Here is a 24,766-nt window from a genome sequence, read left to right on the forward strand (position 1 = left end):
CGCCGCCTCTCGTCTGCGGCACAACCAATCCATCACGATTGGTGATACCCCCATCCCCTCGGCCCGCTGCACGGGTGAGGCGGTGCTCACTACAGTGGCGTTCAACTCCAATCTGACCCTGTCAACCGCGCTCCGGCAGCGGAAATGACAGAGGACATCCACCCACGTTGAACCGCTGCAGGCATCGCCCCGTGGCAGCCCATCATGAAAACTGAAGCCTTTGACACCGATGTACTCGTCATCGGTGGTGGCAATGCCGCCCTCTGCGCCGCGCTGATGGCGCGCGAAGCCGGCAGCCGCGTGCTGCTGCTTGAATCCGCTCCGCGCGCCTGGCGCGGCGGCAACTCCGGCCACACCCGCAATCTGCGCTGCATGCACGACGCTCCCCAGGACGTGCTGGTCGAGGCCTATCCCGAAGAAGAGTACTGGCAGGACTTGCTCAAGGTCACGGGCGGCATCACCAACGAGCATCTGGCGCGCATGGTGATCCGGGCCTCCTCGACCTGCCGCAGCTGGATGCGCAGGCATGGGGTGCACTTCCAGCCGCCGCTGTCGGGCGCGCTGCATGTGGCGCGCACCAATGCCTTCTTCATGGGCGGCGGCAAGGCGCTGGTGAATGCCTATTTCCGCAGCGCCGAAAAGCTGGGCGTGGAAATCCGCTACGAGTCGCCCGTGGACAAGCTCGAAATCGAGAACGGCCGGTTCCAGGCTGCCTGGGTCAAGACCAAGGATGGGAGCCGGCGCATCACGGCCAAAAGCTGCGTGCTGGCGGCGGGCGGCTTCGAGTCCAACCGCGAATGGCTGCGCGAGGCCTGGGGCCAGAACGAGCGCGGCGAATGGCCGGCAGACAACTTCATCATCCGCGGCACGGCCTTCAACCAGGGCGTGCTGCTCAAGCACATGCTGCAAGAGCAGCACGCCGACGGCCTGGGCGATCCCACGCAGGCGCACATGGTGGCCATCGATGCCCGCGCTCCGCTGTACGACGGCGGCATCTGCACACGTATCGACTGCGTCTCGCTGGGCGTGGTGGTGAACCGCGATGCCCAGCGCTTTTATGACGAGGGCGAGGACTTCTGGCCCAAGCGCTACGCGATCTGGGGCCGTCTGGTGGCCCAGCAGCCCGGCCAGATCGCCTACTCCATCATCGACAGCAAGGCCATAGGCCGCTTCATGCCGCCGGTGTTCCCCGGCGTGAAGGCCGACTCCCTGCCCGAGCTGGCACAGAAGCTGGGTCTGGACATGGACACCTTCATGGCCACGCTCGATGCCTACAACAGCAGCTGCAAGGTCGGCCATTTCGACCATACCGCGCTGGACGACTGCCACACCGAAGGCCTGGCTCCGGCCAAGACACACTGGGCTCGCCCGCTCGATACCGGCCCCTACTACGGCTATGCGCTGCGCCCCGGCGTGACCTTCACCTATCTGGGCCTGAAGGTGGACGACACATCCGCCGTGCGCTTCAAGGACCAGCCCAGCCAGAACCTGTTCGTGGCCGGCGAAATGATGGCCGGCAATGTGCTGGGCAAGGGCTACACCGCCGGTGTGGGCATGTCGATCGGCACGGCCTTTGGCCGCATTGCCGGGCGCAATGCCGCGCTGGCTGCCGCTGGCAAAGCCGCTATCCGTGGCGCAGTGAAAGACTGAAATGAAACACCCCCTGAGCGGCTTCGCCGCTTCCCCCTCTCTCTTTGGGAGGGGGACAACGCCCTCGCTGCGGGGCGGCCCTTGCTCGGCGTCTCTGACTTGGACCACGCCAGTTTCAAGTGATGCGAATCACGCCCAACGTCATTGATACTGACATGCAAACCCTGAAATCCCTGCAAGAACTGGGCAAGGAAGCCCGGACCCTGGCCACCGGCAAGGTCATCCCTATCCTCCCTGCCCCAACGGAAACCGCTGCCGAAAGCGAAGTGGCGCGTGTGATGCAGATCTGCAATGCCTGCCGCTATTGCGAAGGTTTCTGCGCCGTGTTCCCGGCCATGACGCGCCGTCTGGAGTTCGGCAAGGCCGACGTGCATTACCTGGCCAATCTCTGCCACAACTGCGGCGCCTGCCTGCACGCCTGCCAATACGCACCGCCGCACGAATTCGGCATCAACATTCCCAAGGCCATGGCCGAAGTGCGCGGCCAGACCTATGCCGACTATGCCTGGCCGCCCGCCATGGGCAAGCTGTACCAGAAGAACGGCCTGACCCTGTCCCTGGCGCTGGTCGCCGGTCTCTTCCTGTTCCTGGCGCTGGCCGTCGCCGCGCAAGGCGGCATTGGCCAGCTGTGGAATGGCAATCTGGACAACAACTTCTACAACCTGTTCCCGCACAACCTGCTGGTCGGCATCTTTGCGCCGGTGTTCCTGTTCGTGGTGTTCGCGCTGTTCATGGGCGTGCGCCGCTTCTGGAAGGATGTGAAGCCCGCCACCAGCCATGTGGATGTCAGCGTCCCGGCCGCTGCCGAAGCCACGCAGGACGTGCTGCGCCTGAAATACCTGGACGGCGGCCATGGCGACGGCTGCCACAACGAGGACGACGAGTACACGCTCAAGCGCCGCCGCTTCCACCACCTGACCTTCTACGGCTTCATGCTGTGCTTTGCGGCCACGGGCCTGGCCACGGTCTATCACTATGTCTTCGATCTGCCTGCTCCCTACGAGCTGCCCAGCCTGCCCAAGATTCTGGGCGCCCTGGGAGGCGTGAGCCTGATGACCGGCACGGCCGGCCTCTGGATGCTGAACCGCGCCCGCCATCCGCTGCATGGCGATGTCAAGCAAAAGCCCATGGACCTCGGCTTCATCGCCCTGCTGTTCCTGGTGGCCGCCAGCGGCCTGGCGCTATGGCTGGGCCGCGCCACGCCGGCGCTGGCACTGCTGCTGTGCCTGCATCTGGGCGCCGTGATCGCGCTGTTTGCCACCCTGCCCTACGGCAAGTTTGCCCACGGCGTGTTCCGCACGGCTGCGCTGCTGCGCCACAACACCGAAAAGCGCGAACCCAGCCCCATCGGCCTGGGCGCTGATTGAGCAAAGTCCCATGACAGGCACGCCAGCCGTGCCTGCTTTCAAAAAAATCAGCCGGAATACCGGCATTCCTTTCCGACCAAGGAGACATCCCATGATGAACAAACGCCATTTCCTGCGCGCCACGGCCGTGGCCGCCTGCCTGCTGAGCCTGGGCTCGGCGGCACAGGCCGCCCCCGACTGGCTGCCCAACAAGCCCGTGACCCTGGTCGTGGGCTTTGCTGCAGGCGGCGCCGCCGATGCGGCGGCGCGCATGATTGCCAAGAAGCTGGGCGAGAACATCGGCCAGACCGTGGTGGTGGACAACAAGGGCGGCGCGGGCGGCAATATCGCCCACCAGTTCGTGGCCAAGGCACCGACCGACGGCTCGGTGCTGCTGTTCGGCTCCATCGGCCCGCTGACGATTGCGCCCCACATCATGAAGGTGGGCTACAACCCCTTCAGCGATCTGGCGCCCATCTCGGGCGGCGTGAACTTCCCCAATGTGCTGGTGGTCCACAAGGGCGCCGGCGTGAAGAACCTGGCCGAGTTCGTGGCCAAGGCCAAGAAGAGCCCCGGCAGCGTGGACTATGCATCCACCGGCGCGGGCTCGGCCTCGCACCTGGCGGGCGAGCTGTTCAACCAGCGCGCCGGCGTGGAGATGGTTCACGTGCCCTACAAGGGCGGCGCACCGGCCCTGCAGGACCTGCTGGGCGAACGCGTCACCTCCTACTTTGCCGCGCCCCCGACGGCCCTGCCGCATGTCGAGACCGGCAAGCTGATTCCGCTGGCCACCACGGGCCTGACGCGCCCCGCCTACATGCCCAATATTCCCACCGTGGCCGAAGCCGGCTATCCGGGCTTCGAGGCGCTGAACTGGTATGCCTTCGTCGCCCCCGGCAAGACCCCCACGCCCGTGCTGGAGCGCTGGAACCAGGAGATCGTCAAGGTGCTCAAGGACCCCGGCGTGGCCGAGGCGCTCAAGGTCCACGGCCTGACGCCCCAGCCCACGACGCGGGCCGAGTTCGCGGCCTTCATGAAGAAGGAATACGAGCAATGGGGCAAGGTGGTCAAGGAACGCAAGATCACCCAGAACTGAGGCTCAAAGCCACGCGCGCCGATAGCGCAACGCAAGGATCTTCAGCGATCCAGGTCAGGGACGGCGAGCCAGGGCCTCGCCGGCCACACCTCGCCGGCCGCACCTCGCCGGCCGCACCTCGCCGGCCGCACCTCGCCGGTCGCACCGCCCCGCAGCGAAGCCATCGTCCCCTCCCGCGAAGCGAGAGAGGGCGCCGTGCAACGGGCGCCGTGCAACGGGCGCCGTGCCACGGGGGAAGCCGCGCAGCGGCTCAGGGGGTGATGGGCTTTTTCTGCACGGGCGCCGCAAAGCCCACGCACAGACGGTTCCAGACATTGATGCAGCCGATGGCGTAGCTGAGCTCCACGATTTCGCGCTCGCTGAAGTAGGGGCGCAGGGCCTCGAAATCCTGCTGCCCGGGATGGGCCTGGCTCAGCTGGGTGCAGCGCTCGGCCCAGTTCAGCGCGGCGCGCTCGCGCATCTCGAACCAATCCACCTCGCGCCAGACCACCACGCTGTTGATGCGCTGCAGGTCCTCGCCGCGCGACAGCAGCTCGCGCACATGCATGTCCACGCAGAAAGCACAGCCGTTGATCTGCGAGACGCGCAGATAGACCAGCTCCAGCAGCTGCACACCGAGGCTGGAGCGCGCGATCTGGGCATTGAGGCCGGCCTGTGCCTTGTAGAGCTCGGGGGCCAGCGCACGGAAGTCCAGGCGCGGCGTGGGGATGGCAATAGGGTTGGCGGCGATGTCGGCCATGTGAATACTCCTTGAGGCATTGCAGGCCCGCCCCTGCGGCCGGCCCATACCTCTTAGACGCGGCAGCGGTGCAGTTTGTGACAGGCATCGTGATCCATCGCCGGACCATCAATAAACATAGCTTCCATCGCTCACCAATAAACAAATTCAGCAACAAAACCATCTAAATCTGTTTATTTACTTGCGGTAGCAGCTATTGTTTTTTAGCTTTCTCCGACGGACATCACCCATCAGGCCGCAGGCAATCAGGCAGCCGGCACCAGCACGCGGGTCAGCTTGTCCGGATTGCGCAGCGTGTAGATGCGCCGGATCAGTCCGTCCTCGACCAGCAGCGTCTGCACCGACTCCACCTGGCCGTCCACACAGCGCACCAGACCCGGCAGGCCGTTGACCCTCGCCAGATGCAGGGTCTGCTCCTGCCCGTCGCGGCGCAGACGCCGGGCCGTGGCGAAGTACAGCAGCGCCAGGCGGCGCCCGGTCTCCAGCACGCGGCCAAAGGATGCCACCTTGCCGCCGCCGTCGCTGATCAGCGCGGCATCGGGAGCGAAGAGCGCCTGGATCTGCGCCAGATCGCCGCCCCGCGCAGCCTGGGCAAAGCGGCGCAGCAGCTCGGCATGGGCCTGTGCGGGCGCCTCGAAGCGCGGCCGTCCGGCCTTCACATGGGCTCGCGCGCGATGCACCAGCTGGCGGCAGGCAGCCTCGCTTCGGCCCAGCGCCTGGGCCACTTCGGCATAGTCGGCATCGAAGACCTCACGCAGCAAAAAGGCCGCGCGCTCCTCGGGCGTCAGCTGCTCCAGCACGAACAGCAGCGCCGTGGAGACATCATGGGCCTGCTCCAGCAGCTCCTCGGCCGAGGGAGCGGCCTCGGTCCAGGGCTGGACCAGCGGCTCGGGCAGCCAGAAACCCGCATAGTGCTCGCGCTCCACGCGCAGGCGCCGCAGCCGGTCTATGGCCAGCCGCGTGGCCGTGGTCACCAGCCAGGCCTCGGGCTGGGCAATGGCGGCGCGCTCGCTGTCCTGCCAGCGCAGCCAGACATCCTGTACCAGATCCTCGGCCTCGGCCCGCTGGCCCAGCATGCGATAGGCCAGCCCGAACAGGCGCGGGCGATGGCGCTCGAAATCCTGCAGTCCCGCATCGGCGGGCGGCGCAGTGTGGGAAGTGGTGCTCACGTGAGGTCTCCTGCAAATAGGCCGGGCCAGCCACGCAGTGTGACAGGCACCAAGCCCTAGACGCAGAACGCACATCTTTTGTGACAACGCTGCCAAAAACTGGCGCACTCCGAGTCAGGGACGGCAAGCAAGGGCCGCCCCGCAGCAAGGCCGTCGTCCCCCTCCGGGGGAAGCGGCGCAGCCGCTCAGGGGGGACCTCAATAAGCCACCGCGCACCCGTCCTTGCGCGGATCGGAGCCCGCGATGTAGTGTTCGCCGTCGCGCAGCACCAGCTGGGCGCCGCCAAAGGCGAACACGCCATGGCCGGCCTCGACGCTGACCTCATGGCCGCGTGCGCGCAGCTGCTCAACCACGGCGGCATCGAAGGACGGCTCCACGGCCACGCCCTTGCCGCCGGTCACGCGCCAGCGCGGTGCATCGGCCGCAGCCTGCGGGTTCTGGCCGTAGCGCAGCACGCGCAGCGCCATCTGCAGATGGCCCTGGCTCTGCATCGGGCCGCCCATGACGCCGAACGCCATTTGCGGCGTGCCGTCGGCATGCATGGCAAAGGCCGGAATGATGGTGTGCGAGGGGCGCTTGCGCGGGCCGACCTGATTGGCATGACCGGCCTCGGTGGTAAAGCCGTGGCCGCGATTCTGCAGGCTGATGCCCGTGCCCGGCACGACCACACCCGAGCCGAAGCCCATGTAGTTGGACTGGATGAAGGAGACCATCATGCCGCTGACATCGGCCGCCGCCAGGTAGACCGTGCCGCCGGGACGGGGCGCGCCGCAGCCCGGGGCACCGGCGCGCGTCGGGTCTATGAGACTGGCGCGTTCGCGCAGGTACTCGCGGTCCAGCAGTTGGGCTGGGGTAACGCGCATATGGTCCAGGTCGGCGTTGTACTGGTGCAGGTCGGCAAAGGCCAGCTTCATGGCCTCGATCTGCAGATGCACGCTGTCCACGCCGTCCAGCGGCTGCGATCCGATCGGATCGCCACCCGCACCCAGCTCGTCGAGCATGCCCAGCGCCATCAGCGCCGCAATGCCCTGGCCGTTGGGCGGAATCTCGTGGATCACCGAATCGCCGAACTTCTGCGACACCGTTCCCACCCAGTCGGCCTGGTGCGCGGCCAGGTCTTCCTCGCTCATCACGCCGCCGCAGGCCCGCGAATGCTCGACCATCTTTCTGGCCAGCGCACCGCGGTAGAAGGACTCGCCCATGGTCTCGGCGATCTCCTCCAGCGTGCGCGCATGGGCTTCGCTCCTGAACACCTCACCGGCCCGGGGAGCGCGGCCGCCAGGCAGAAAGCACTCGGCAAAGCCGGGCTGGTCGCCCAGCTTCTTGCCGCCCAGCTCCCACAACGTGGCAATGGTGGGCGAGACTGCGAAACCGTTGCGCGCGTAGTCGATGGCGGGCCGGGCCACCTGGGCGAAGGGCAGCTTGCCGAAACGCTTGGACAGCGCCACCCAGGCCGATACGGCACCGGGCACGGTCACGGCATTCCAGCCCTTCTCGGGTATGCCGCCGAGCTGGGCAAAGTAGTCGGGCGTCCAGCCCGCAGGCGAACGGCCCGAGGCGTTGAGGCCGTGCAGCTCCTTGCCGTCCCAGACGATGGCAAAGCCGTCACTGCCGATGCCGCAGCCCGTGGGCTCGACCACGGTCAGCGTCATCGCCGCAGCCAGCGCCGCATCCACGGCGTTGCCGCCGGCCTGCAGCATGGAGAGGCCGGCCTGCGCGGCCAGCGGCTGCGAGGTGCTGACCACATTGCGCCCCAGCACCGGCGAGCGGTGCGAGGCATAGGGAAGCGTCCAGTCCTTGACGAGGTTGGTCATATCTAAGTCCGATCAGTGATTCATGGGCGCCGCGCTTAACGCTTCAAGCTGACGCGCCCCAAGCCAGGGGCGTCGAGCAAGGGCCGCCTCACGGCGGGGGCGCCTAGCCGAGGATGCCGTCCCCCCGGCGCACAGGGGGTTGCATATGTCATTCCAAAGTAATGTGGTTGTCCCTGATGACCTTGGCCCAGCGCGCGCTGTCGGCCTGCACCATGGCGGCGAACTGTCCTGGCGTCTGCGGCCTGGCGGGCTCCACGCCCTGCTTGGCCAGACTGGCGATCACCTCGGGATTCTGGATGGCGCGGTTGAAGGCCTGGTTGATCCTGCCGACCAGCTCGGGCTTCATGCCGGCCGGGCCGTAGACACCGAACCAGGTGACCGAGGAATAGCCTGGCAGGCCCGATTCGGCCACCGTGGGCAGATTCGGAGCCAGTGTGCTGCGCCTGTCACCGGTCACGGCCAGGGCACGCAGGCGGCCGCTGGCCACATGGGGCATGCCCGTGGGAATGGAGTCGAACAGCAGATGCACCTGTCCTGCCACCAGATCGGTGATCGATTGCGCCGTGCCCTTGTAGGGCACATGGGCGATCTGTATTCCGGCCTGCGCAGCAAAGGCTGCGGTGTTCAGGTGCACGATGGTGCCATTGCCGCTGGTGGCGTAGTTGAGCTTGCCGGGATTGGCCCTGGCATAGGCAATCAGCTCCTGCACGCTCTTGACCGGCAGCGAGGGCGTGACCAGCAGCACGCTGGCCGCGTCCGCCGTATGCGCGATGGGACTGAAGTCCTTGTCCGCCTTGTAGGCCAGCCTGGGCATCAGATGCGGCGAAATCGCATGCGTGCTGCTGGTGGTGAACAGCAGCGTGTAGCCGTCGGCCGCCGCCTTGGCGGCCTCGGCCGTGCCTATGGTCCCGCCGGCGCCGGGCCGGTTGTCGATGACCAGTTGCTGGCCCAGCTCCTGCGACACACGCTGCGCGATCACGCGTGCCACCAGATCGGTCGCGCCGCTGGCCGGAAACGGCACGATCACGCGCACCGGTCGGCTGGGCCAGGCGGCCTCGCCCTGGGCCAGGGCCGGCAAGGCCAGCAGGCCACCGGCCAGCGCCGCTGCGGCATGGAGCCACTGGCGGCGCGTCGTTGAAACAGTAAACCGTGCCCGCATGGCAACTCCCGGTGAAATGGCAGCTTGTTCGAAAAGGGGCGCCGCTGCCCGGCAACCATCCAACGGTACATCTTAGAAAGCCGAGGCATTTGCCGCTATCGGCAAATTTGCAAGCCATCATTGCCAAAACAGCAAACCGAGCACAATGGCGGTTTGCTTTCACCGACTGCCATGCCCGAGTCCCGCCACTTGCTGCTCCAGGACACCGCGCTGCGCTACTTCCACGAAGTCGCGCAATGCGGCTCGCTGACCGAGGCTTCGGCAAGGCTGCATGTGGCGGCCTCGGCCATCAGCCGCCAGATTGCGGCATTGGAGGCACGCCTGGGCACGCCGCTGTTCGAGCGCCATCCGCGCGGCATGGTGCTCAACGCTGCCGGCGAGATCCTGGCCGATCATGCGCGCCGTGCAGGGCTGGACGCGGAGCGCGCACTGGACGAGATCAAGGCCTTGCAGGGCCTGCGCAGCGGCAAAGTGCGCATCGCCAGCTCCGACGCCTTCGCCAGCGAATTCCTGCCGCGCCTGTGCGCGGCCTTCCAGCGCGAGCACAGCGGCATCGTCTTCGAAGTGACGGTGCTTCCCACGCACGAGGTTTCCGGTGCCGTGCGCACCGGCATGGCCGACATAGGCCTGTGTTTCAGCCGGGCCCCCGAGCCCGGCATCGCCGTCGCCTGCCGCGTGGCCGCGCCCGTGCTGGCGCTGGTGGCATCCAGCCATGAACTGGCACATGAGCGCAGCGTGTCACTGACCAGGCTGGTGCGCTACCCGCTGGCACTGACGCCACCCAGCACCGCCGTGCGCCAGTTGCTGGATGCCGCCTGCAGCCGCCAGGGACTGATGCTGGCGCCGGCCCTGGAGAGCAATCATGGCAAGACGCTGCTGAACTTTGCGGCCCAGGGTGCGGCGGTTGCCGTGGCCAGCGAAATCGCCGCCCGCGACATGGTGGCCACAGGAGCGCTCGTGGCCGTACCGCTCAGCGATCGCGGCATGGATCTGCGCGATATCGAGGTGCAGACCCTGGCCGGCCGCACGCTGCCGCATGCGGCGCAGTCCTTTCTGGAGCTTTTGCAGTTGCGCCTGCCCGCCGCCTGGTGATACGGCGGCCGCTCGCGACGACTCAATCCGCCTTGGGGCGCAGCACCAGCCAGAGCGACAGCGCAATCAGCCCGCCACCCATGGCATGAGCGACGGTCAAGGACTCATCGAGCAGGGCCCAGCCCCAGAGCACGGCAAACACGGGCACGATAAAGGTCACGGTCAGCGCCTTTTGCGGGCCTTCATCGGCAATCAGCCGGAAATAAAGCACATAGGCCAGAGCCGTGCTCAGCAAGCCCAGCAGCGCCACATTGCCCCATGCCAGCAGCGGAGCGGCCTCCAGCCTGGCCAGCATGCCGGGCTCCAGCGCCATGTCGATGAGCAGCGCCGGCGTCAGCACCATCAGCGCGCCCAGTTGGCTGATGAAAACGGCAGCACGCGTGTCCATGGACGCATTGGCCCCCGCCAGCCTGAGCGTCAGATAGCTGGAAAACGCATAGCAGACCGTGGCCACAAAACAGGCCGCCATACCACCCAGCACGGCTGTGCTGAGATCCAGTGGCCCGGCCTGGGCCAGCACCGCCACGCCGCCAATCCCCAGCAGCACAGCAGCCACACGCGCGGGCGTGATCGCCTCGGCAAACACCAGCGCCCCCACCACGGTGGCCACCAGCGGCGTGGTGGCATTGAAGATGGCGCTATAGCCCGATGGCAGCACCTGGGCCGCCAGCGCGTACATGAGAAAGGGGATGCCGGAATTGATGACGCCCAGCCCCAGCAAGGGCCACAGATGACGCCCGATCCTGGGCCGGTAGCCCATGGCAAACAGCGCCGCGCCAAGGCCCAGCGCCGAAAACAGGCCGCGCCCGACGGCCGTGGGCACGGCCCCCAGATGGGGCACGGCCACGCGCATGAATAAAAAACTGCCGCCCCAGAGGGCGGCCAGTGTCATAAGTCGGATCAGGCTGGCTACAGACATACAGGGCATTGTGCACAGCCCCGGCCTTCACGCCTGTCACAACTGCCGCATGCGAATATCAGTGAATCTGCACCAGCACATCGTCCAGCGTGGCACCGGCCTCTGCGGGCACCGGGCGCGTGAGCTGCGGCACCTTGTAGATGCTGGCATCGGCATGGATCAGGCCTATGTCATAGCGCTGGCCGGCCAGATAATCGCCCACCGATTCCAGCACGATGGGGCTGCGGTGCAGATGCTCGGTGGCCCGCAGTTCGTCGAGCGAGAGCCAGACGCTGCGCACGATGCCGTCGTCCAGATGGCGCTGGGCATGGTGCATGCCCAGATCGCCCGTGAAGGCAAAGCGCAGATAGGTGATGTCCGAGCCCGTGCGCGTGCGCACAAAGCGGTTCATGTAGATGCCGACCAGGGCCGTGGGCGTGAAACTGTAGGCTGTCTCTTCCATGACTTCGCGCACACAGGCATCGACAGGGCTTTCGGAAGGGTCGAGATGACCGGCCGGCGTGTTCAGACGCAGTCCATCCGCCGTTTGTTCTTCCACCAGCAAAAAACGGCCATCGCGTTCGATGATGGCCGAGACAGTCACATTGGGTTTCCAGCGATTGGGCATGGCCGGCATTATCCTTGCCCCGAACCGACGATGTGTCAGATAAATCCCACCATATAGAGCGCTCCTTCGCCGTAACTGGCCAAATGTTGCTGCTGCGCAGCATTTGTCACGGATTCGACCACATAGCCTTGACGCTCCCAGTAAAGCCGTGATCCCTGCACCGAAACCAGTGCCGTGCGCTGCACGCCGCGCGCTCTGGCCTGCACCTTCAGGGCCTGCACCATGCGCCGCGCCAGGCCCTGGCCGGCTGCAGCCTCGGACACGGCCATATCGTGCAGATAGAGCACGCTGGCGTCGTCATATTCGGCAAAGTCGCCGTTGAGCGGCGTGATGGCTCCGGGGCGCGACCAGTACGCTGCCAGATAGGCCACCAGCTCGCCCTCCTGCTCTGCCGCCCAGGAACAATGCCCGGCCGTGCGCAAACGGCGCACAAACACCTCGCGCGGCTCGGCAAAGTCCGCGCCATAGCAATGCTCCTGTATGCGCATCACGGCATCCACATCGTCCGCGCCCAGCGCGCGCAGCAGGATTGGCATCGATCCGGACATCAAAAACTCTCAAATCAATAGCTGTCAACGATTGCCAGTCAATGGCTGACGGCCAATTTCAATCAAAATCCGGCACATAGCTTAGCAAGCCGTTCATCCCACAGCAGTCTGTAGGCGCTATCGCAATGGTAATGATTCTCAATTGGAAACTCGGCGCCATCCTCCCTACCATTCATTCATCGTTCAGGGAGAAACAGATGACACGCTTGATCAAGACATTGCGCCAGAACCAGCTCACGCTGACCAAGACGGCCAGCTATTACGTGATCCACATCACCGTGGCAGCCTGCGTTGCCTATGCCGTGACCGGCAATCTGATTGCCTCGCTGACGCTGAGCCTGCTGGAGCCCACGGTCCAGGCCTTTGCCTTCTTCTTCCATGAAAAAATCTGGGAGCGTCGCCTGAAGAAACGCGAGCAGCAAGCGCTTGCCGGACAGGCGCTGAGCGCCTGAGAGCCGCCTATGAACGCCGACCACCCCACCACTTTTGCGCAATGGCTGCTGCGCTCCCTGGCCACGCTGGGCGACTGCAACGGCCATCTTCGCGGCCTGTAGAAATCATGTGCACAAGCCTTTTGATAAACCATGGATGGACATTGAATATCCCAGGCTCTTTGTGAATTTCTGATCACTCACGCCAGAAAATCATCCGAGCCTGGCTCTCCAGGATCAGAAAATCCTGTGGACAAGTCATGCGAAACATGCCAATTCGGACTCGCATCCATGGGTTTGCGGCTATTTGCCAAACCGGGCCCAAGGCCAACAATGGCCGGGAATCCAAGGAGTTCCCATGCAGCTTGCAGACCGCCAGACATCCGCAGACCTCTCCCGCCACGACGAACAATGGCTGAGCGCCCACTGGATGCCGTTCACCGGCAACCGCAACTTCAAGGCCAGGCCCCGCATCATCACCGGCGCACAGGGCGCCTACTACAGCGATGCCGACGGCCGGCGCATTTTCGATGGCCTCTCGGGGCTGTGGTGCTCGGGTCTGGGCCATGGCCGCCGCGAGATCGCCGAGGCCATTGGACAGGCCGCGCTGCAGCTCGATTACGCTCCCGCCTTCCAGTTCGGCCACCCGGCTTCGTTCGCGCTGGCCAACCGCATCGTGGCACTGATGCCCCAGGGGCTTGGGCATGTGTTCTTCACTGGCTCGGGCTCGGAAGCCGCCGACACCTCGCTGAAGATGGCGCGCGCCTACTGGCGCGCCAGGGGCCTGGGCAGCAAGACCCGACTGATCGGACGCGAGAAGGGCTATCACGGCGTGAACTTCGGCGGCATCTCGGTCGGCGGCATGGGGGGCAACCGCAAGATGTTCGGCCAAGGGATCGAAGCCGACCATCTGCCGCACACCCAGCCGCCACCGGGTTCGTTCTTCAAGGGCCAGCCCCAGACCGACGGACGCGCCCTGGCAGACCGGCTGCTCGATCTGATCGCCCTGCATGACGCCAGCAATATCGCCGCCGTGATCGTGGAGCCCATGTCGGGCTCGGGCGGGGTGGTGATTCCGCCCGCCGGCTATCTCCAGCGTTTGCGCGAGATCTGCACCCAGCACGACATCCTGCTGATCTTCGACGAGGTCATCACGGGCTTTGGCCGCCTCGGAGCAATGACGGCGGCCGAGGCCTTTGGCGTGACGCCGGACATCATGAATATCGCCAAGCAGGTCAGCAACGGCGCCCAGCCGCTGGGAGCCTGCGTGGTCTCGCCCGCCATCTATGAGCAGTTCATGGCGGCCGGAGGTCCGCAGTACATGCTGGAATTTGCCCACGGCTATACCTATTCGGCCCATCCCGTGGCCTGCGCGGCAGGCATTGCGGCACTGGATCTGCTGGAGCGGGAAGACGGCCCAGGCCGCGTGCGCTCGCTGGCCCCCTTCTTCGAGCAGGCCGTGCACAGCCTCAAGGGCGCCAGGCATGTGCAGGACATCCGCAATATCGGCCTGGCGGCGGGCATCACGATCGCCCCCCTGCCCGGCGAGCCCGCCAGACGCCCTTACGAGATCGCCATGAAATGCTGGGAGGCCGGCTTCTATGTGCGCTACGGCGGCGACACGATTCAGCTGGCACCGCCGTTCATCAGCGAGCAGGCCGAGATCGAGCGGCTGATCAACGCACTCGGCGATGCGCTGCAGGCCACCGACTGAACTATTAAATCAATAGCTTCAATCGCTTATCCCAAAAGCGATTGAAGCTTTTTTTACCTATTTTCAGGAAAGCTGTGCCGCCAGGGCTTCGAATTCGCCGACCGGCACTTCCTCCGCGCGGCGCTGCAGATCGAACTCGCCGGTAAAGCCCTTGGCTTCCAGCCACTTGCCCAGCGTGTTGCGCAAGATCTTGCGGCGCTGGCTGAAAGCGACCTGCACCATCTCTTCCAGCAGCTTGGGATCAAGATCCGCAGGCTGCTCGCGCGGAATCATGCGCACCACGGCACTGTCCACCTTGGGAGGCGGATTGAAGCTGCCCGGCGGCACGAACAGCACATCCTCCATGGCGTAGCGCCACTGCAGCATCACCGACAGGCGGCCGTAGGCCGAGGTACCGGCGTCGGCCACCATGCGGTCGATGACTTCCTTTTGCAGCATGAAGTGCTGGTCCTGCACCACATCCACCTGCTCCAGCAGATGAAAAAGAATGGGGCTGGAGATGTTGTAGGGCAGGTTGCCGACGACGCGCAGCTTGGCCACGCCCAGACGTGCAGCCAATGCACGGAAGTCCACCTTGAGCACATCGGACTCGACCACATCGAGATCGTCGCGCAGCCGCAGACGGGCCGCCAGGTCGCGGTCCAGCTCGATCACGGTGAGCTTGCCCAGGCGCTCAACCAGGGGCTGGGACAGTGCCATCAGGCCGGGGCCAATCTCGACCATGGGTTCGCCCGCCTTGGGGTCAATGGCCTGGACAATGTTGTCGATGATGGCGCCGTCGGTCAGGAAGTTCTGGCCAAAGCGCTTGCGGGGAATATGTTTCATGAATGCGAAAGCGGTGCCAGGGCACCGCTTGGAATGGGGGGGGAGCTCCGATGCCCGGTGCGCAATGATGACATTACCGGGCACTCAAGCGGATTGAATGGGCTTATTGGGGTGGTTCGCGGTATTCCACAAAGGCCTTACCACGCAGCTCCTTGAGCCAGGTTTCGTAGTCCTGCTCGGCCTTGCGCTCGCGCACCACATTGCGCACCATTTCGCGCTGTTCGCGTTCGGTGAGCTTTTCCTGGCGGCGCTCGATCAGCTGAATCAGGTGCACGCCGAAACGCGACACCACGGGGTTGCTGATCTGGCCGGGCTGGAGGCTGTCGAGCACGCGCTCGAACTCGGGCACGAACTGGCCGGGCGAGGACCAGCCCAGATCACCGCCATTGCGGGCGCTGCCGTCCTTGGAGAACTCCTGCGCCAGTTGCTGGAAGGTGGCCTGACCGGCTTCCACGCGGCGCTTGTAGTCCTCCAGGCGCTTGGCCGCCTGCGCTTCGGTCATGCCCTCGCCCACGGTCAGCAGGATATGGCGGGCGTGATTCTGCGTGATGTACACGGGCGCACCGGACTGGGACTTCTCCAGCACCTTGAGCACGTGGAAACCGGCCCCCGAACGGAACGGGCCGACGATGGCGCCGACCGCGGCATTGCCCACCTGCTGGACGAACAGTTCGGGGTAGTCGCTCATGGCGCGCATGCCCATCGCGCCGCCGCCCTGGCCATTGGGCACATCCGAGAACTCGCGCACGGCAGCGATGAAGTCGGGGTTCTTGCGCGCCGCTTCCGCGGCCTGCTTGGCCCTGGCCTCGCGCTCCTCCACCACGGCCGGGCTGGCGTTTTCAGGCACGGTGATCAGGATATGGCCGAGATTGGCCGCGGCACCCGCAGCTGCCTCGCCGGGGCGCTTTTGCTCCTTGAGATAGCGGTCGATGTCGGCTTCCGTGACCTTGACGCGGCCGTCCACGTCACGCTCGCGCACGCGCTGCATCAGCATCTGGCTACGGATTTCCGCACGGAACTGCGCTTCGGAAATGCCTTCTGCTTTCAGGCGCGACACCAGGCCGGCCCTGTCGGTACTGTTCTGGCGAGCCACATTGGCCACGGCCTGGTCCACGGCCAGGTTGTCGACATTGATGCCCGTGTCCCTGGCTTCCTGCAACTGCACTCGCTCGACAATCAGGCGCTCCAGCACCTGTCGGGCCAGCTCGCTCTGGGACGGAAGCTGGCCGCCCTGCTCGGTCACGTTCTGCGCCACGCGCGCCATGCGCGCACGCACCTCGTTGTTGGTGATGGGCTCGGAATTGACCACGGCCACGATGTAGTCGGCCGAGCGAACCCCCTGCGCGGCTGCCGGAGCCTGGCGTCCCGAGGGCTGTGCCGTGGCTTCCAGTGCGCGCGAGACGGAGGAGTCATTGCCGGCCTTGGCCTTGCTGCCGGGGCTCTTCAGACCCTGGGCCTGCACACCAGCGGCCATTACAGCCAGTGCCACGGCAACAGCACATGCATTGGATGTCTTGGAGAAAAAACGCATGAAAAAAGCCTTGATTAATCGTAATTGGTAAAGCGGCTGGGCGGAGTCACCGCCTCACGCAAATATTGGTAGCGCGGCACATTCTGCTTGAGACTGGAGGTGGGGTCGGCACCAAAGCTCAGGCGCGAGAAGCCCACGAACTCCATCTGGAACAGCAGACGCAGATTGGACTGGATGACCGAGCTTTGCAGACGCTCCAGCACCACTCGGCCAATCCAGCAGCAACCGTCGTATTCGAAGCCGACCACGGTATCCACCAGCTTGTTGTCCTTGATGGAGTAGTTGAGGCGGCCCACGGCATACCAGCGGCCGCCGCCCTGGCCGCGACCGGCGCCCAGATCCTTGCCCTTGTCACCCCAAAGGTCGTTGATGGGCCATTGCCAGCCCACATCCACCAGCTCGCTGGACGGCTTCTTGGTAACCGTATCCAGCTGCGTGCGGTAGCCGATGTTGAAGGTACGATAGTTGCCCGGGCTGTAACGCGCGGTGGCCGTGGTACGGACCGTGCGGTTCAAGTCCTTGTTGTACTGGGTCGTGCCTTCCAGAGACCACTTGTCGGTCCAGTTGAAGGCCGCGCCCAGCAAGATGTCGGAAAGCTTGCTGGTGGCGGCCACCTCTCCGGGCAGCAGCACGCGCTGGTCTGACAGGCGCACGCGCTGGGCCACGGCGAACTTGAGCTTCTCGGCACCGCTTTCGGGGTCGATGAAGCGCGAAGTCGCGCCCAGGGTCACCAGATGATTGTCGGCAATGCGGTCCTGACCGACATAGTCGTTCTCGGAAAAAATACTCGCGAAGTTGAAGTCGCTGCGCCCCGTGTCATAGAGCGGCAGCATGCTCTGGTCGCGATAGGGCGTATAAGTATAGAAGGCCCGGGGCTCGAAGGTCTGCAGCAGGTTCTTGCCGAACCACGAGGTGTCGCGCTCGAAGATCAGGCCGCTGTCCAGGCTGAAGGTGGGCAGAGTGCGGTTGGCGCTCTTGCTGCCGTTGCTCATCAGCTGATCGGTCTGATACATGGCCGTATGCAGCATCAGCTTGGGCGTGATGAAGGCACCGGGCGACAGGAATGGCCGGCTCAGCTGCGCCTGCACATAGCTGCGCTGGCCGTTGTTGCCCACCTGACCCGTGATGGGGCGAATCAGCTCGAAACGCGTGGTGTCTGCCACCACGGAGAAGTCCAGCCCATGCGGCAGATCCAGCGGCGTATAGCGGTACTGCAGCTGCGGCACCATGCTGTAGGGCGGCGCAATCGGCGAGGTTACATCCTGCTGCACCTGATAGCGCAGCACATTGAGGCTCAGCACCCCATCGCCCTTAGCCCAGCTCAGATTGGCCGTGCTGGGCAGCAGGCGCTGGCGCAGCGTCACGGGAGACAGACGGAAGTCACGCCAGTAGTCACCGTCGCTGACGCGGTTCAGATTGAGGTTCAGCCCCAAACCTCCAATCGGCGTGTCGAAGTTCGTACGGTGCTGCCAGGAATAGCCCCAGCGATCCCGGCTGCGCAGATTGTCGCCCGGCATGTAGCTGGCATAGGTCTCGCCTGAGTAGCTGGGCTCCAGATAGCGGAACTGTCCCGTCAGGTTCACGCCGCGCTTGGTCATCAGCGTGGGCGTGATGGTCATATCGCGGTTGGGGGCGATATTCCAGTAATAAGGCTGCGAATACTCGATACCGCCGAGCTTGTCCATGCCTATCATGGGCGGCAGCAGGCCCGATTTGCGCTTGTCCGAGAGCGGAAAGCTCATGCGCGGCACGGGCAGGACGGTCACGCCCTTGAACTTCAGGGACGCGCCCTCGGCCACGCCCACCTCTTCGGCCATGTCCAGATGAATGGTCTTGGCTTCCAGCACCCAGGCCGGCTCCCAGCTGGCCTCGTCATCGCGCTGGCAGGTGGTGTAGGTGGCGTCATGGACCACCGAACGGTTCTTGTCGATGAAATCCACGCGCGACGACTCGCCATGGCCGCCGGTGGCCAGAAAGCGATAGTTGGCATTGTCGAACTGGCCCTTGAAGGCATCCATCTGCAGGTCCAGCGCCGTGCCCTCGTAGACATTGCCGGCCTGGTTGATATGAACCGAGCCCACGGCGTTGATCCTGTCATCCGGAACCGCGTAGTCCAGCTTGTCCGCACGGATCATGGTGTCGCCACGGCGCAGCTCGGCCTCGCCATGGACCGAGGCCTTGATATCGGGCTGGCCGGAGAGGCTGTCACCCTTGATATAGATGGGCTGCTGGTCGCGCACCTCCTGCGGGTAGCTTTCCTGCAGCGCGCTGCTGGACTTGAGTTCCAGGGCGGGCAGCTCGCCCGCGACGCGGGAAGAGGACGATCCGCTCGTTTCGGCAGACTGGGCATGGGCCTGCATGCCAGCGCCCGCCCATGCCAGTGCCACAGCCCATGCCAGAGGACGAATCACCGGCCGGGCGGTTCCCGCCCGCATCGGACGGGCAGAGCGGACAGGTAGGAAATCTCGCGGATGGGATGGGGATTGCACGATGATCTTGAACGTCAAAAGCGCGCGTGCCCGGGCACACGTCAACAGAAAACCGAGAGCCTAGCACCACTGTCCACAGATGCGGCGGCATCGGTTTGTAAAATCCGATTATCCATGACCGCTCCTATCACCCCCACAGTTGGCGTTGCCTGGGCAGATTCTGCCCGCCACGCCGCATTCGACGCCTGGCTGGCACCGCTGGCTGAAAAGCACCAGCTGCTTCCCGCAACCCTGCGCCCCGCTTCGGCCGATGCCAGCTTTCGCCGCTATCTGCGCCTGGATCGCAGCGATGGCAGCAGCCTGATCGTCATGGACGCGCCGCCCGACAAGGAAGATTGCGCGCCTTTTGCCAAGGTTCAGGGCCTGATGAACCAGGCCGGCCTGTGCGTGCCGCAGATTCTGGACTGGGACGCCGGCCATGGCTTCATGCTGCTGAGCGACCTGGGCGGCCAGACCGTCATCGAGGCTCTGAACCCCGAAAAACCCCAGGATGCCGAAGCCTGGTACCGCTCCGCCGTCGAGGTGCTGCTGGACTGGCAGCTGGCCTCCAAGGCCGGCAATACCGGAGCCTTGCCGCTCTATGACGAAACCCTGCTGCGCCGCGAGCTGCAGCTGTTTCCCGACTGGTATATCGCCAAGCACCGTCAGTTCACGCTGGACGACAAGCAGCAGGCCCTGCTCGGCAAGACCTTCGATCAGATCGTCGCCCACAATCTGCAGGCTCCCTGCGTCTATGTGCACCGTGACTTCATGATGCGCAACCTGATGCAGCCTGTGGCCAGTGGAGCCCCCCTGGGCGTGCTGGATTTTCAGGATGCCGTCTATGGCCCCATCACCTATGACATCGCCAGCCTGCTGCGCGATGCCTTCATCAGCTGGGAAGAGGACTTCATCATCGACATCACCATCCGTTACTGGGAAAAGGCCCGCAAGGCCGGTCTGGTGGGCGCCAACAGCGCCAGCGGCTGGGGCGACGACTTCGGCGAGTTCTACCGTGGGGTTGAATGGATGGGTCTGCAGCGCCACCTCAAGGTTGCGGGTATCTTTGCGCGCCTGACGCTGCGCGACGGCAAGCCCAAGTATCTGGCCGATGCACCTCGTTTCATCCACTACATACGCTCCACCTGCAACCGCTACCGCGCGCTGGGCCCGTTCCTCAAATTGATCGACGAGATCGAGGGCATCCAGACGCAGGTCGGTTACGCCTACGGGCGGATGTGAAACACCCCCTGAGCCGCTTTGCGGCATCCCCCTCTCTCGCCTTGCTTCGCAATGCGGGAGGGGGACGACGCCCTCGCTGCGGGGCGGCCCTTGCCTGGCGTCCCTGAGGTGATTCAGCGCCAGTTTTGCGAGCCACGGACTCTGCGTGGCACCATGAATCACGAACTCCGAATTTTTCCCTATGCCGCGCTATCACTGCCCTATCCCTTTGCATCTTGGCGACGAGCTGGACCTGCCTGCAGGTGCCGCCCGCCATGTGCAGGTGCTGCGCCACCAGCCCGGCGACATCATCACCCTGTTTGAGGGCCAGACCGGCAACGGTTTTACCGGCGGCGAGTTCCAGGCCACCATCACCCGCATGGGCCGCAGCGATGTAGGCGTGCGCGTGGACAGCCACAGCCCCGCCGAGCGCGAAGCCGCACGTGCCGTGCATCTGGTGGTGGGGATGCCCGCCAACGAGCGCATGGACTGGCTGGTGGAAAAAGCCACCGAGCTGGGCGTTGCCAGCATCCAGCCCGTGATGGCGGCGCGCAGCGTGCTCAAGCTCAAGGGCGACCGCGCCGACAAGAAGATCGAGCGCTGGCAGTCGATTGCCGTCTCGGCCTGCGAGCAATGCGGCCGCAACCAGGTACCCGTGATTCATGCCCCACTGTCGCTGGCCGACTGGCTGCGCAGCAAGCAGGCGCCTGCGGCCGATACAGCGCGTCTGGTTCTGTCGCTGCGCGAGGGCAATCAGCCGCTGCGCATCGCTGCGGGCAATGCGCATGCCGTCTGGGTGCTGCACGGCCCTGAAGGCGGACTGACCGCACAAGAAGAAGACTGGGCGCTGGAGCAGGGCTGGAAACCTGCCAGCCTCGGCTCCCGCGTGCTGCGCGCCGAAACGGCATCTGTTGCCACCCTGTCCCTGCTGGCCCTGGAGTAAATCAATGAGCAGCTGTCACCTCTCTCTGGCCAAGCCCGAGTTTTATACGCAGAATTTTCGCGTGGAGACCCCCGAGTCTCTGCCCGAGGCCGTGCTGACCCCAAGGCGCATGGGTCTCATCATCGTCAATGCAGCCGCAGAATCCTCTGCAGCACTGCTGGGCCGAACGTTTACAGATCCCGAAGAAGGAGCGCCTGCACTGCCTGTGGAGCGGGTGCTGGTGCCCGCCAGCTTCGGTCTGGTGCCGCACTGGGTGAAGTCGGCGTCTGACGGCCGCCTGCGCGCGCTCAAGCTGGTGAATGCAAAGATAGACAATCTGACCACGGGAACGGCGTTCCGCGATGCCTGGCTGGCAGGCCAGCGCTGCATCGTGCCGCTGCAGTCCTTTCAGGTCGACGACCTGCGCCCCGGCAAGCCCCTGCCCACACGCATCACCCGTGTGGACAACCAGCCCATGGGCGCCGCCGGTGTCTGGGCACGCTGGGTGGGCGAGGACGGCGAGGTCATCGTCAGCTATGCCCTCATCACCATCAATGCCAATGCCCATGCGCTGATGAACCGCTACGGCCAGCCCGGCAACGACAAGGCCATGCCGGCCATCCTCAACGAAGGCGCATACGATGCCTGGCTCAATGCCAAGGTCAACAAGGCCAAGGAGTTTCTGCGCCCCTACCCGGCGGAAAAACTGCGTGCCAACCCAGTGGAAAAAGGCCGCAAGCAGCCGCCGCAGCAGTGGTAATCAGGGGGCTGGAAACTGCTGTTCCAGCCACTGCTCCAACCGCGCAAACACGGGGGCTGCCAGCTCGGGGCTCTCGTTGAAGATCTCGTGATAGGCCGCCTCAAAGCACTGGGCCTGCACCAGATCTCCCGGAGCCTGGGTGGCAAAGGCCGCGCTGCCGGCCGGGTTGACCAGCTTGTCCTCGCCCGCCCACAGCAGCAGCGTGGGAACGCACCAGGCCGTCGCCTTGGACAGCACATGGCGACCGGCCTCGGCCATATAGCGCGCCAGCCGGGCGCTGATGCGCCGGTGCTGCAGTGCATCGGCGTCATAGGCCAGCGCAACTTCGGGATCATGCGAGAGATGCGCGGACTGCACCCCATTGGCCACGCGCAAATTGGGCAGCAGCCTGGGCAGGCTCGCCACCAGCGCCTTCTGCATTCCCGACAGATGCAGGGCCAGCGCCGGAGAGGACAGCACCAGTCCGTCCACATGACGCAGGCCGGACGCGACAAAATCCGCCGCCACCAGTCCGCCCAGACTGTGCCCCAGCAGCACCAGGGGCTGATGCTTGGGCATGGCTGCACGGGTAGCGTCCAGCACCACTGCCAGATCGTCGAGCAGGCGCATATCGCTGGTCAGGCCGCCCTGCGGCCCGCCCGACAGGCCGTGGCCGTACTGGTCATAGGCCCGCACCGCAAAGCCGAGCGCGTTGAGCCGCTGCGCCAGTGCGGCATAGCGCCCGCTATGCTCGCCCAGGCCATGCACCAGCAGCACCTGGGCACGGGGCTTGACGCCCGGCGCCAGCGGCCAGTCGCGCAGCGCAAGCTGGGTGGCGTCCGATGCGGCCATATGCAGCAGCCGGGGCGGATGGGTACTGGAATCGGTGGGCGTCATGCACGATCTCATCAGGCTGGCAAGAGCTTGCAGGATGCAGCCGCCGCCTGCGCACGTCAACCGTGGCAGTCCCCGGTCCGGCCACGGCGACCGGTCATGGTGTTATCAAGGAAGAGAGCGCCGGAAGCTTTGGTGACCATCGCCAGCGGCTGTGCTCTCGATACCTGCATCAGGCCTGCGCTGCCTCGGTCTGATGACGGGCCATGGCGGTAATCACCTCCGCCACCGAAGCCGTGAGCTTCTTGGCATAGGGCACATGGAGGAACTCGTTGGGGCCGTGGGCATTGCTCTTGGGGCCCAGCACGCCGCAGACCATCATCTGCGCCTTGGGAAAGCCCTTGCTCAGCATATTCATCAGCGGAATCGTGCCGCCCTGGCCGATATAGCCGCAACCGGCGCCGAAGTGCGCCCGGCTGGCGGCATTGAGCGCCTTCTCGAACCAGCCGTCCATGCCCGGCGCATTCCAGCCACTGGAGCTGGACAGGCCTTCCCAGGTCACCCGGGCCTCATAGGGCGCATTGTCCTCCAGCAGGGCCTTCATCTCCCGCACGCAGGCTGCGGCATCGACCAGCGGCGGCAGGCGCAGGCTGAGCTTGAAGGCCGTGTAGGGACGCAGCACATTGCCGGCATTTTGCAGATTGGGCATGCCCTCCACACCGGTCACGCTCAGCGTGGGCTCCCAGGTGCGGCGCACCAGGGCCTGGACCGGATCGGTGGTCGTGGGCAGGGACACACGGGCCGAGCCGCCGCAGTCGTAATGCGCCCAGGGAAAGCGCGCATAGGCATCTTCGCCGAGGATCTCCGCCGTGGCGCGGATCTGCGCCATGCGCTCGGCCGGCACCTCGCAGTGAAAGCTCTGCGGCAGCACGCGGCCGTTCCTGCTGTCCTCGAGACGATCCAGCACCTGGCGCATGATGCGAAAGGACGAGGGCACCACGCCCGAGGCATCGCCCGAGTGCACGCCCTCGGTGAGGATCTGCACCTTGAGCGTGCCGCTGGCCATGCCGCGCAGGCTGGTGGTCAGCCACAGCTGGTCGTAGTTGCCGGCACCGCTGTCGAGACAGATCACCAGGCCTACATCGCCCAGGCGCGGGCGCAAGGCATCCACATAGGGCAGCAGATCGGCCGAGCCGCTTTCCTCGCAGGTCTCGATGATGGCCACTATGCGCGGATGGGGCACGTTCTGGCGCTTGAGCTCCTGAATCGCCGCCACGCTGGCATAGACCGCATAGCCGTCATCGGCTCCACCACGGCCATAGAGCTTGCCGTCCTCGTACTTGGGCGTCCAGGGACCCAGATCGTTGCGCCAGCCTTCGAACTCGGGCTGCTTGTCGAGGTGACCGTACATCAGCACCGTGGGGCTGGTCGAGGCCTTCTCGGCCGTGCCTTCCACCTCGAAGAAGATGAGCGGCGTGCGACCCGGCTGCTGAATCACTTCCAGCTTCAGCCCGGCCACTTTCTGCGCTTCCACCCAGGCCGCAGCGTTGCGCAGCACCGTGGCGATATGGCCTTGCTGCTCCCAATCGGGCGCAAACATGGGCGACTTGGCGGGGATGGTGATGTAGTTCGTCAGCTCCGGGACGATGCTCTGGTCCCACTGCTGGGTGATGTGCTGCAGCGCATCCTGGGGCTGCAGCAGATGGGCGGGAGTACGTGCGTTCATGGTCGGCTCCTTCTGTGACGGGGCGACGAGCCATGGCAGGCCCGCGCCATGTCCATGATTGTGCGCCATTGCCGGTGGCTGCACCGCAGGCATTGGCATGGCAGTGCCGGCGCCCACCTCCCCCATTGGGCTGCCAGCCTGGTCGGCCGGCACTCTGCCGTTTCTGGGTCGTTCACGCTGACGATGATCAGCGCACTGGCCAGCGCATGTGCCTGG

At 65.2% G+C, this 24,766-nt stretch carries 21 protein-coding genes; 9 read left to right on the forward strand and 12 right to left on the reverse strand.

Going from position 1 to position 24,766, the window contains the following annotated elements; all coding sequences use genetic code 11:
- Positions 1 to 204 precede the first annotated feature (204 nt).
- From tcuA to FSY59_RS09215, 3 genes are all read left to right on the forward strand, one after another.
- Positions 205 to 1,650 (forward strand): FAD-dependent tricarballylate dehydrogenase TcuA, encoded by a 1,446-nt coding sequence (gene tcuA, locus FSY59_RS09205; protein ID WP_148728850.1) that lies wholly within the window; start codon positions 205 to 207, stop codon positions 1,648 to 1,650.
- Positions 1,651 to 1,805: 155 nt separating this feature from the next.
- Complete coding sequence (gene tcuB, locus FSY59_RS09210) at positions 1,806 to 3,017, forward strand: tricarballylate utilization 4Fe-4S protein TcuB (protein WP_050873318.1); 1,212 nt, start codon at positions 1,806 to 1,808, stop codon at positions 3,015 to 3,017.
- Between the two features lie 91 nt (positions 3,018 to 3,108).
- Positions 3,109 to 4,092: a tripartite tricarboxylate transporter substrate binding protein gene (locus FSY59_RS09215; protein ID WP_080990250.1), complete on the forward strand. Its 984-nt coding sequence runs from the start codon at positions 3,109 to 3,111 to the stop codon at positions 4,090 to 4,092.
- Between the two features lie 250 nt (positions 4,093 to 4,342).
- Here the strand turns inward: FSY59_RS09215 and FSY59_RS09220 are convergent, their stop codons facing one another.
- From FSY59_RS09220 to FSY59_RS09235, 4 genes are all read right to left on the reverse strand, one after another.
- The gene (locus FSY59_RS09220; RefSeq protein WP_050873196.1) at positions 4,343 to 4,831 is read right to left on the reverse strand and encodes a carboxymuconolactone decarboxylase family protein; all 489 of its coding nucleotides are present in this window, start codon (positions 4,829 to 4,831) and stop codon (positions 4,343 to 4,345) included.
- 245 nt (positions 4,832 to 5,076) lie between these two features.
- A complete protein-coding gene (locus FSY59_RS09225; protein ID WP_050873194.1) occupies positions 5,077 to 6,000 on the reverse strand; it encodes an RNA polymerase sigma-70 factor in 924 nt (307 codons plus the stop codon).
- 197 nt (positions 6,001 to 6,197) lie between these two features.
- Positions 6,198 to 7,814 carry a gamma-glutamyltransferase family protein gene (locus tag FSY59_RS09230; RefSeq protein ID WP_050873192.1) on the reverse strand — a complete coding sequence of 539 codons (1,617 nt, stop codon included), beginning with the start codon at positions 7,812 to 7,814 and terminating at the stop codon, positions 6,198 to 6,200.
- A gap of 148 nt (positions 7,815 to 7,962) precedes the next feature.
- On the reverse strand, positions 7,963 to 8,973 hold the full coding sequence (locus FSY59_RS09235; RefSeq protein ID WP_019042673.1) for a tripartite tricarboxylate transporter substrate binding protein: 1,011 nt from the start codon (positions 8,971 to 8,973) through the stop codon (positions 7,963 to 7,965).
- Positions 8,974 to 9,144: 171 nt separating this feature from the next.
- Between FSY59_RS09235 and FSY59_RS09240 the strand changes: the two genes are divergently transcribed.
- Complete coding sequence (locus FSY59_RS09240; protein WP_148728851.1) at positions 9,145 to 10,065, forward strand: LysR family transcriptional regulator; 921 nt, start codon at positions 9,145 to 9,147, stop codon at positions 10,063 to 10,065.
- A 22-nt stretch (positions 10,066 to 10,087) separates the two neighbouring features.
- Here the strand turns inward: FSY59_RS09240 and FSY59_RS09245 are convergent, their stop codons facing one another.
- Genes FSY59_RS09245 through FSY59_RS09255 form a run of 3 tightly spaced genes read right to left on the reverse strand, consistent with a single transcriptional unit; the run spans position 10,088 to position 12,139 of the window.
- Positions 10,088 to 10,984, reverse strand: a complete 897-nt coding sequence (locus tag FSY59_RS09245) for a DMT family transporter (protein WP_148728852.1) — start codon at positions 10,982 to 10,984, stop codon at positions 10,088 to 10,090.
- A 58-nt stretch (positions 10,985 to 11,042) separates the two neighbouring features.
- Positions 11,043 to 11,600, reverse strand: a complete 558-nt coding sequence (locus FSY59_RS09250) for an NUDIX hydrolase (protein WP_050873187.1) — start codon at positions 11,598 to 11,600, stop codon at positions 11,043 to 11,045.
- Between the two features lie 26 nt (positions 11,601 to 11,626).
- The gene (locus FSY59_RS09255; RefSeq protein WP_003060226.1) at positions 11,627 to 12,139 is read right to left on the reverse strand and encodes a GNAT family N-acetyltransferase; all 513 of its coding nucleotides are present in this window, start codon (positions 12,137 to 12,139) and stop codon (positions 11,627 to 11,629) included.
- Positions 12,140 to 12,336: 197 nt separating this feature from the next.
- Between FSY59_RS09255 and FSY59_RS09260 the strand changes: the two genes are divergently transcribed.
- Positions 12,337 to 12,591: a DUF2061 domain-containing protein gene (locus FSY59_RS09260; RefSeq protein WP_019042669.1), complete on the forward strand. Its 255-nt coding sequence runs from the start codon at positions 12,337 to 12,339 to the stop codon at positions 12,589 to 12,591.
- Positions 12,592 to 12,928: 337 nt separating this feature from the next.
- The gene (locus FSY59_RS09265; RefSeq protein WP_003060219.1) at positions 12,929 to 14,284 is read left to right on the forward strand and encodes an aspartate aminotransferase family protein; all 1,356 of its coding nucleotides are present in this window, start codon (positions 12,929 to 12,931) and stop codon (positions 14,282 to 14,284) included.
- Positions 14,285 to 14,347: 63 nt separating this feature from the next.
- Here FSY59_RS09265 and rsmA read toward each other — a convergent pair whose 3' ends face one another.
- The 3 genes from rsmA to FSY59_RS09280 form a co-directional block, all read right to left on the reverse strand.
- Positions 14,348 to 15,109: a 16S rRNA (adenine(1518)-N(6)/adenine(1519)-N(6))-dimethyltransferase RsmA gene (rsmA, locus tag FSY59_RS09270; RefSeq protein WP_003060217.1), complete on the reverse strand. Its 762-nt coding sequence runs from the start codon at positions 15,107 to 15,109 to the stop codon at positions 14,348 to 14,350.
- Between the two features lie 103 nt (positions 15,110 to 15,212).
- Complete coding sequence (locus FSY59_RS09275; RefSeq protein WP_043375821.1) at positions 15,213 to 16,640, reverse strand: peptidylprolyl isomerase; 1,428 nt, start codon at positions 16,638 to 16,640, stop codon at positions 15,213 to 15,215.
- A 14-nt stretch (positions 16,641 to 16,654) separates the two neighbouring features.
- Positions 16,655 to 19,075 carry an LPS-assembly protein LptD gene (locus FSY59_RS09280; RefSeq protein WP_187427903.1) on the reverse strand — a complete coding sequence of 807 codons (2,421 nt, stop codon included), beginning with the start codon at positions 19,073 to 19,075 and terminating at the stop codon, positions 16,655 to 16,657.
- A gap of 168 nt (positions 19,076 to 19,243) precedes the next feature.
- Between FSY59_RS09280 and FSY59_RS09285 the strand changes: the two genes are divergently transcribed.
- From FSY59_RS09285 to FSY59_RS09295, 3 genes are all read left to right on the forward strand, one after another.
- Entirely contained in the window at positions 19,244 to 20,350 is a 1,107-nt protein-coding gene (locus FSY59_RS09285; protein WP_043375822.1) for an aminoglycoside phosphotransferase family protein, read from the forward strand.
- Positions 20,351 to 20,531: 181 nt separating this feature from the next.
- A complete protein-coding gene (locus FSY59_RS09290; protein ID WP_148728854.1) occupies positions 20,532 to 21,272 on the forward strand; it encodes a 16S rRNA (uracil(1498)-N(3))-methyltransferase in 741 nt (246 codons plus the stop codon).
- A 4-nt stretch (positions 21,273 to 21,276) separates the two neighbouring features.
- Positions 21,277 to 22,011 carry an SOS response-associated peptidase gene (locus tag FSY59_RS09295; RefSeq protein WP_148728855.1) on the forward strand — a complete coding sequence of 245 codons (735 nt, stop codon included), beginning with the start codon at positions 21,277 to 21,279 and terminating at the stop codon, positions 22,009 to 22,011.
- Here the strand turns inward: FSY59_RS09295 and FSY59_RS09300 are convergent, their stop codons facing one another.
- Complete coding sequence (locus FSY59_RS09300) at positions 22,012 to 22,887, reverse strand: alpha/beta hydrolase (RefSeq protein ID WP_148728856.1); 876 nt, start codon at positions 22,885 to 22,887, stop codon at positions 22,012 to 22,014.
- 169 nt (positions 22,888 to 23,056) lie between these two features.
- A complete protein-coding gene (locus FSY59_RS09305) occupies positions 23,057 to 24,550 on the reverse strand; it encodes a M20 family metallopeptidase (RefSeq protein WP_148728857.1) in 1,494 nt (497 codons plus the stop codon).
- Positions 24,551 to 24,766: the final 216 nt, after the last annotated feature.

The sequence above is a fragment of the Comamonas sp. Z3 genome (assembly GCF_008121565.1).
GTDB lineage: Bacteria > Pseudomonadota > Gammaproteobacteria > Burkholderiales > Burkholderiaceae_C > Comamonas > Comamonas brasiliensis.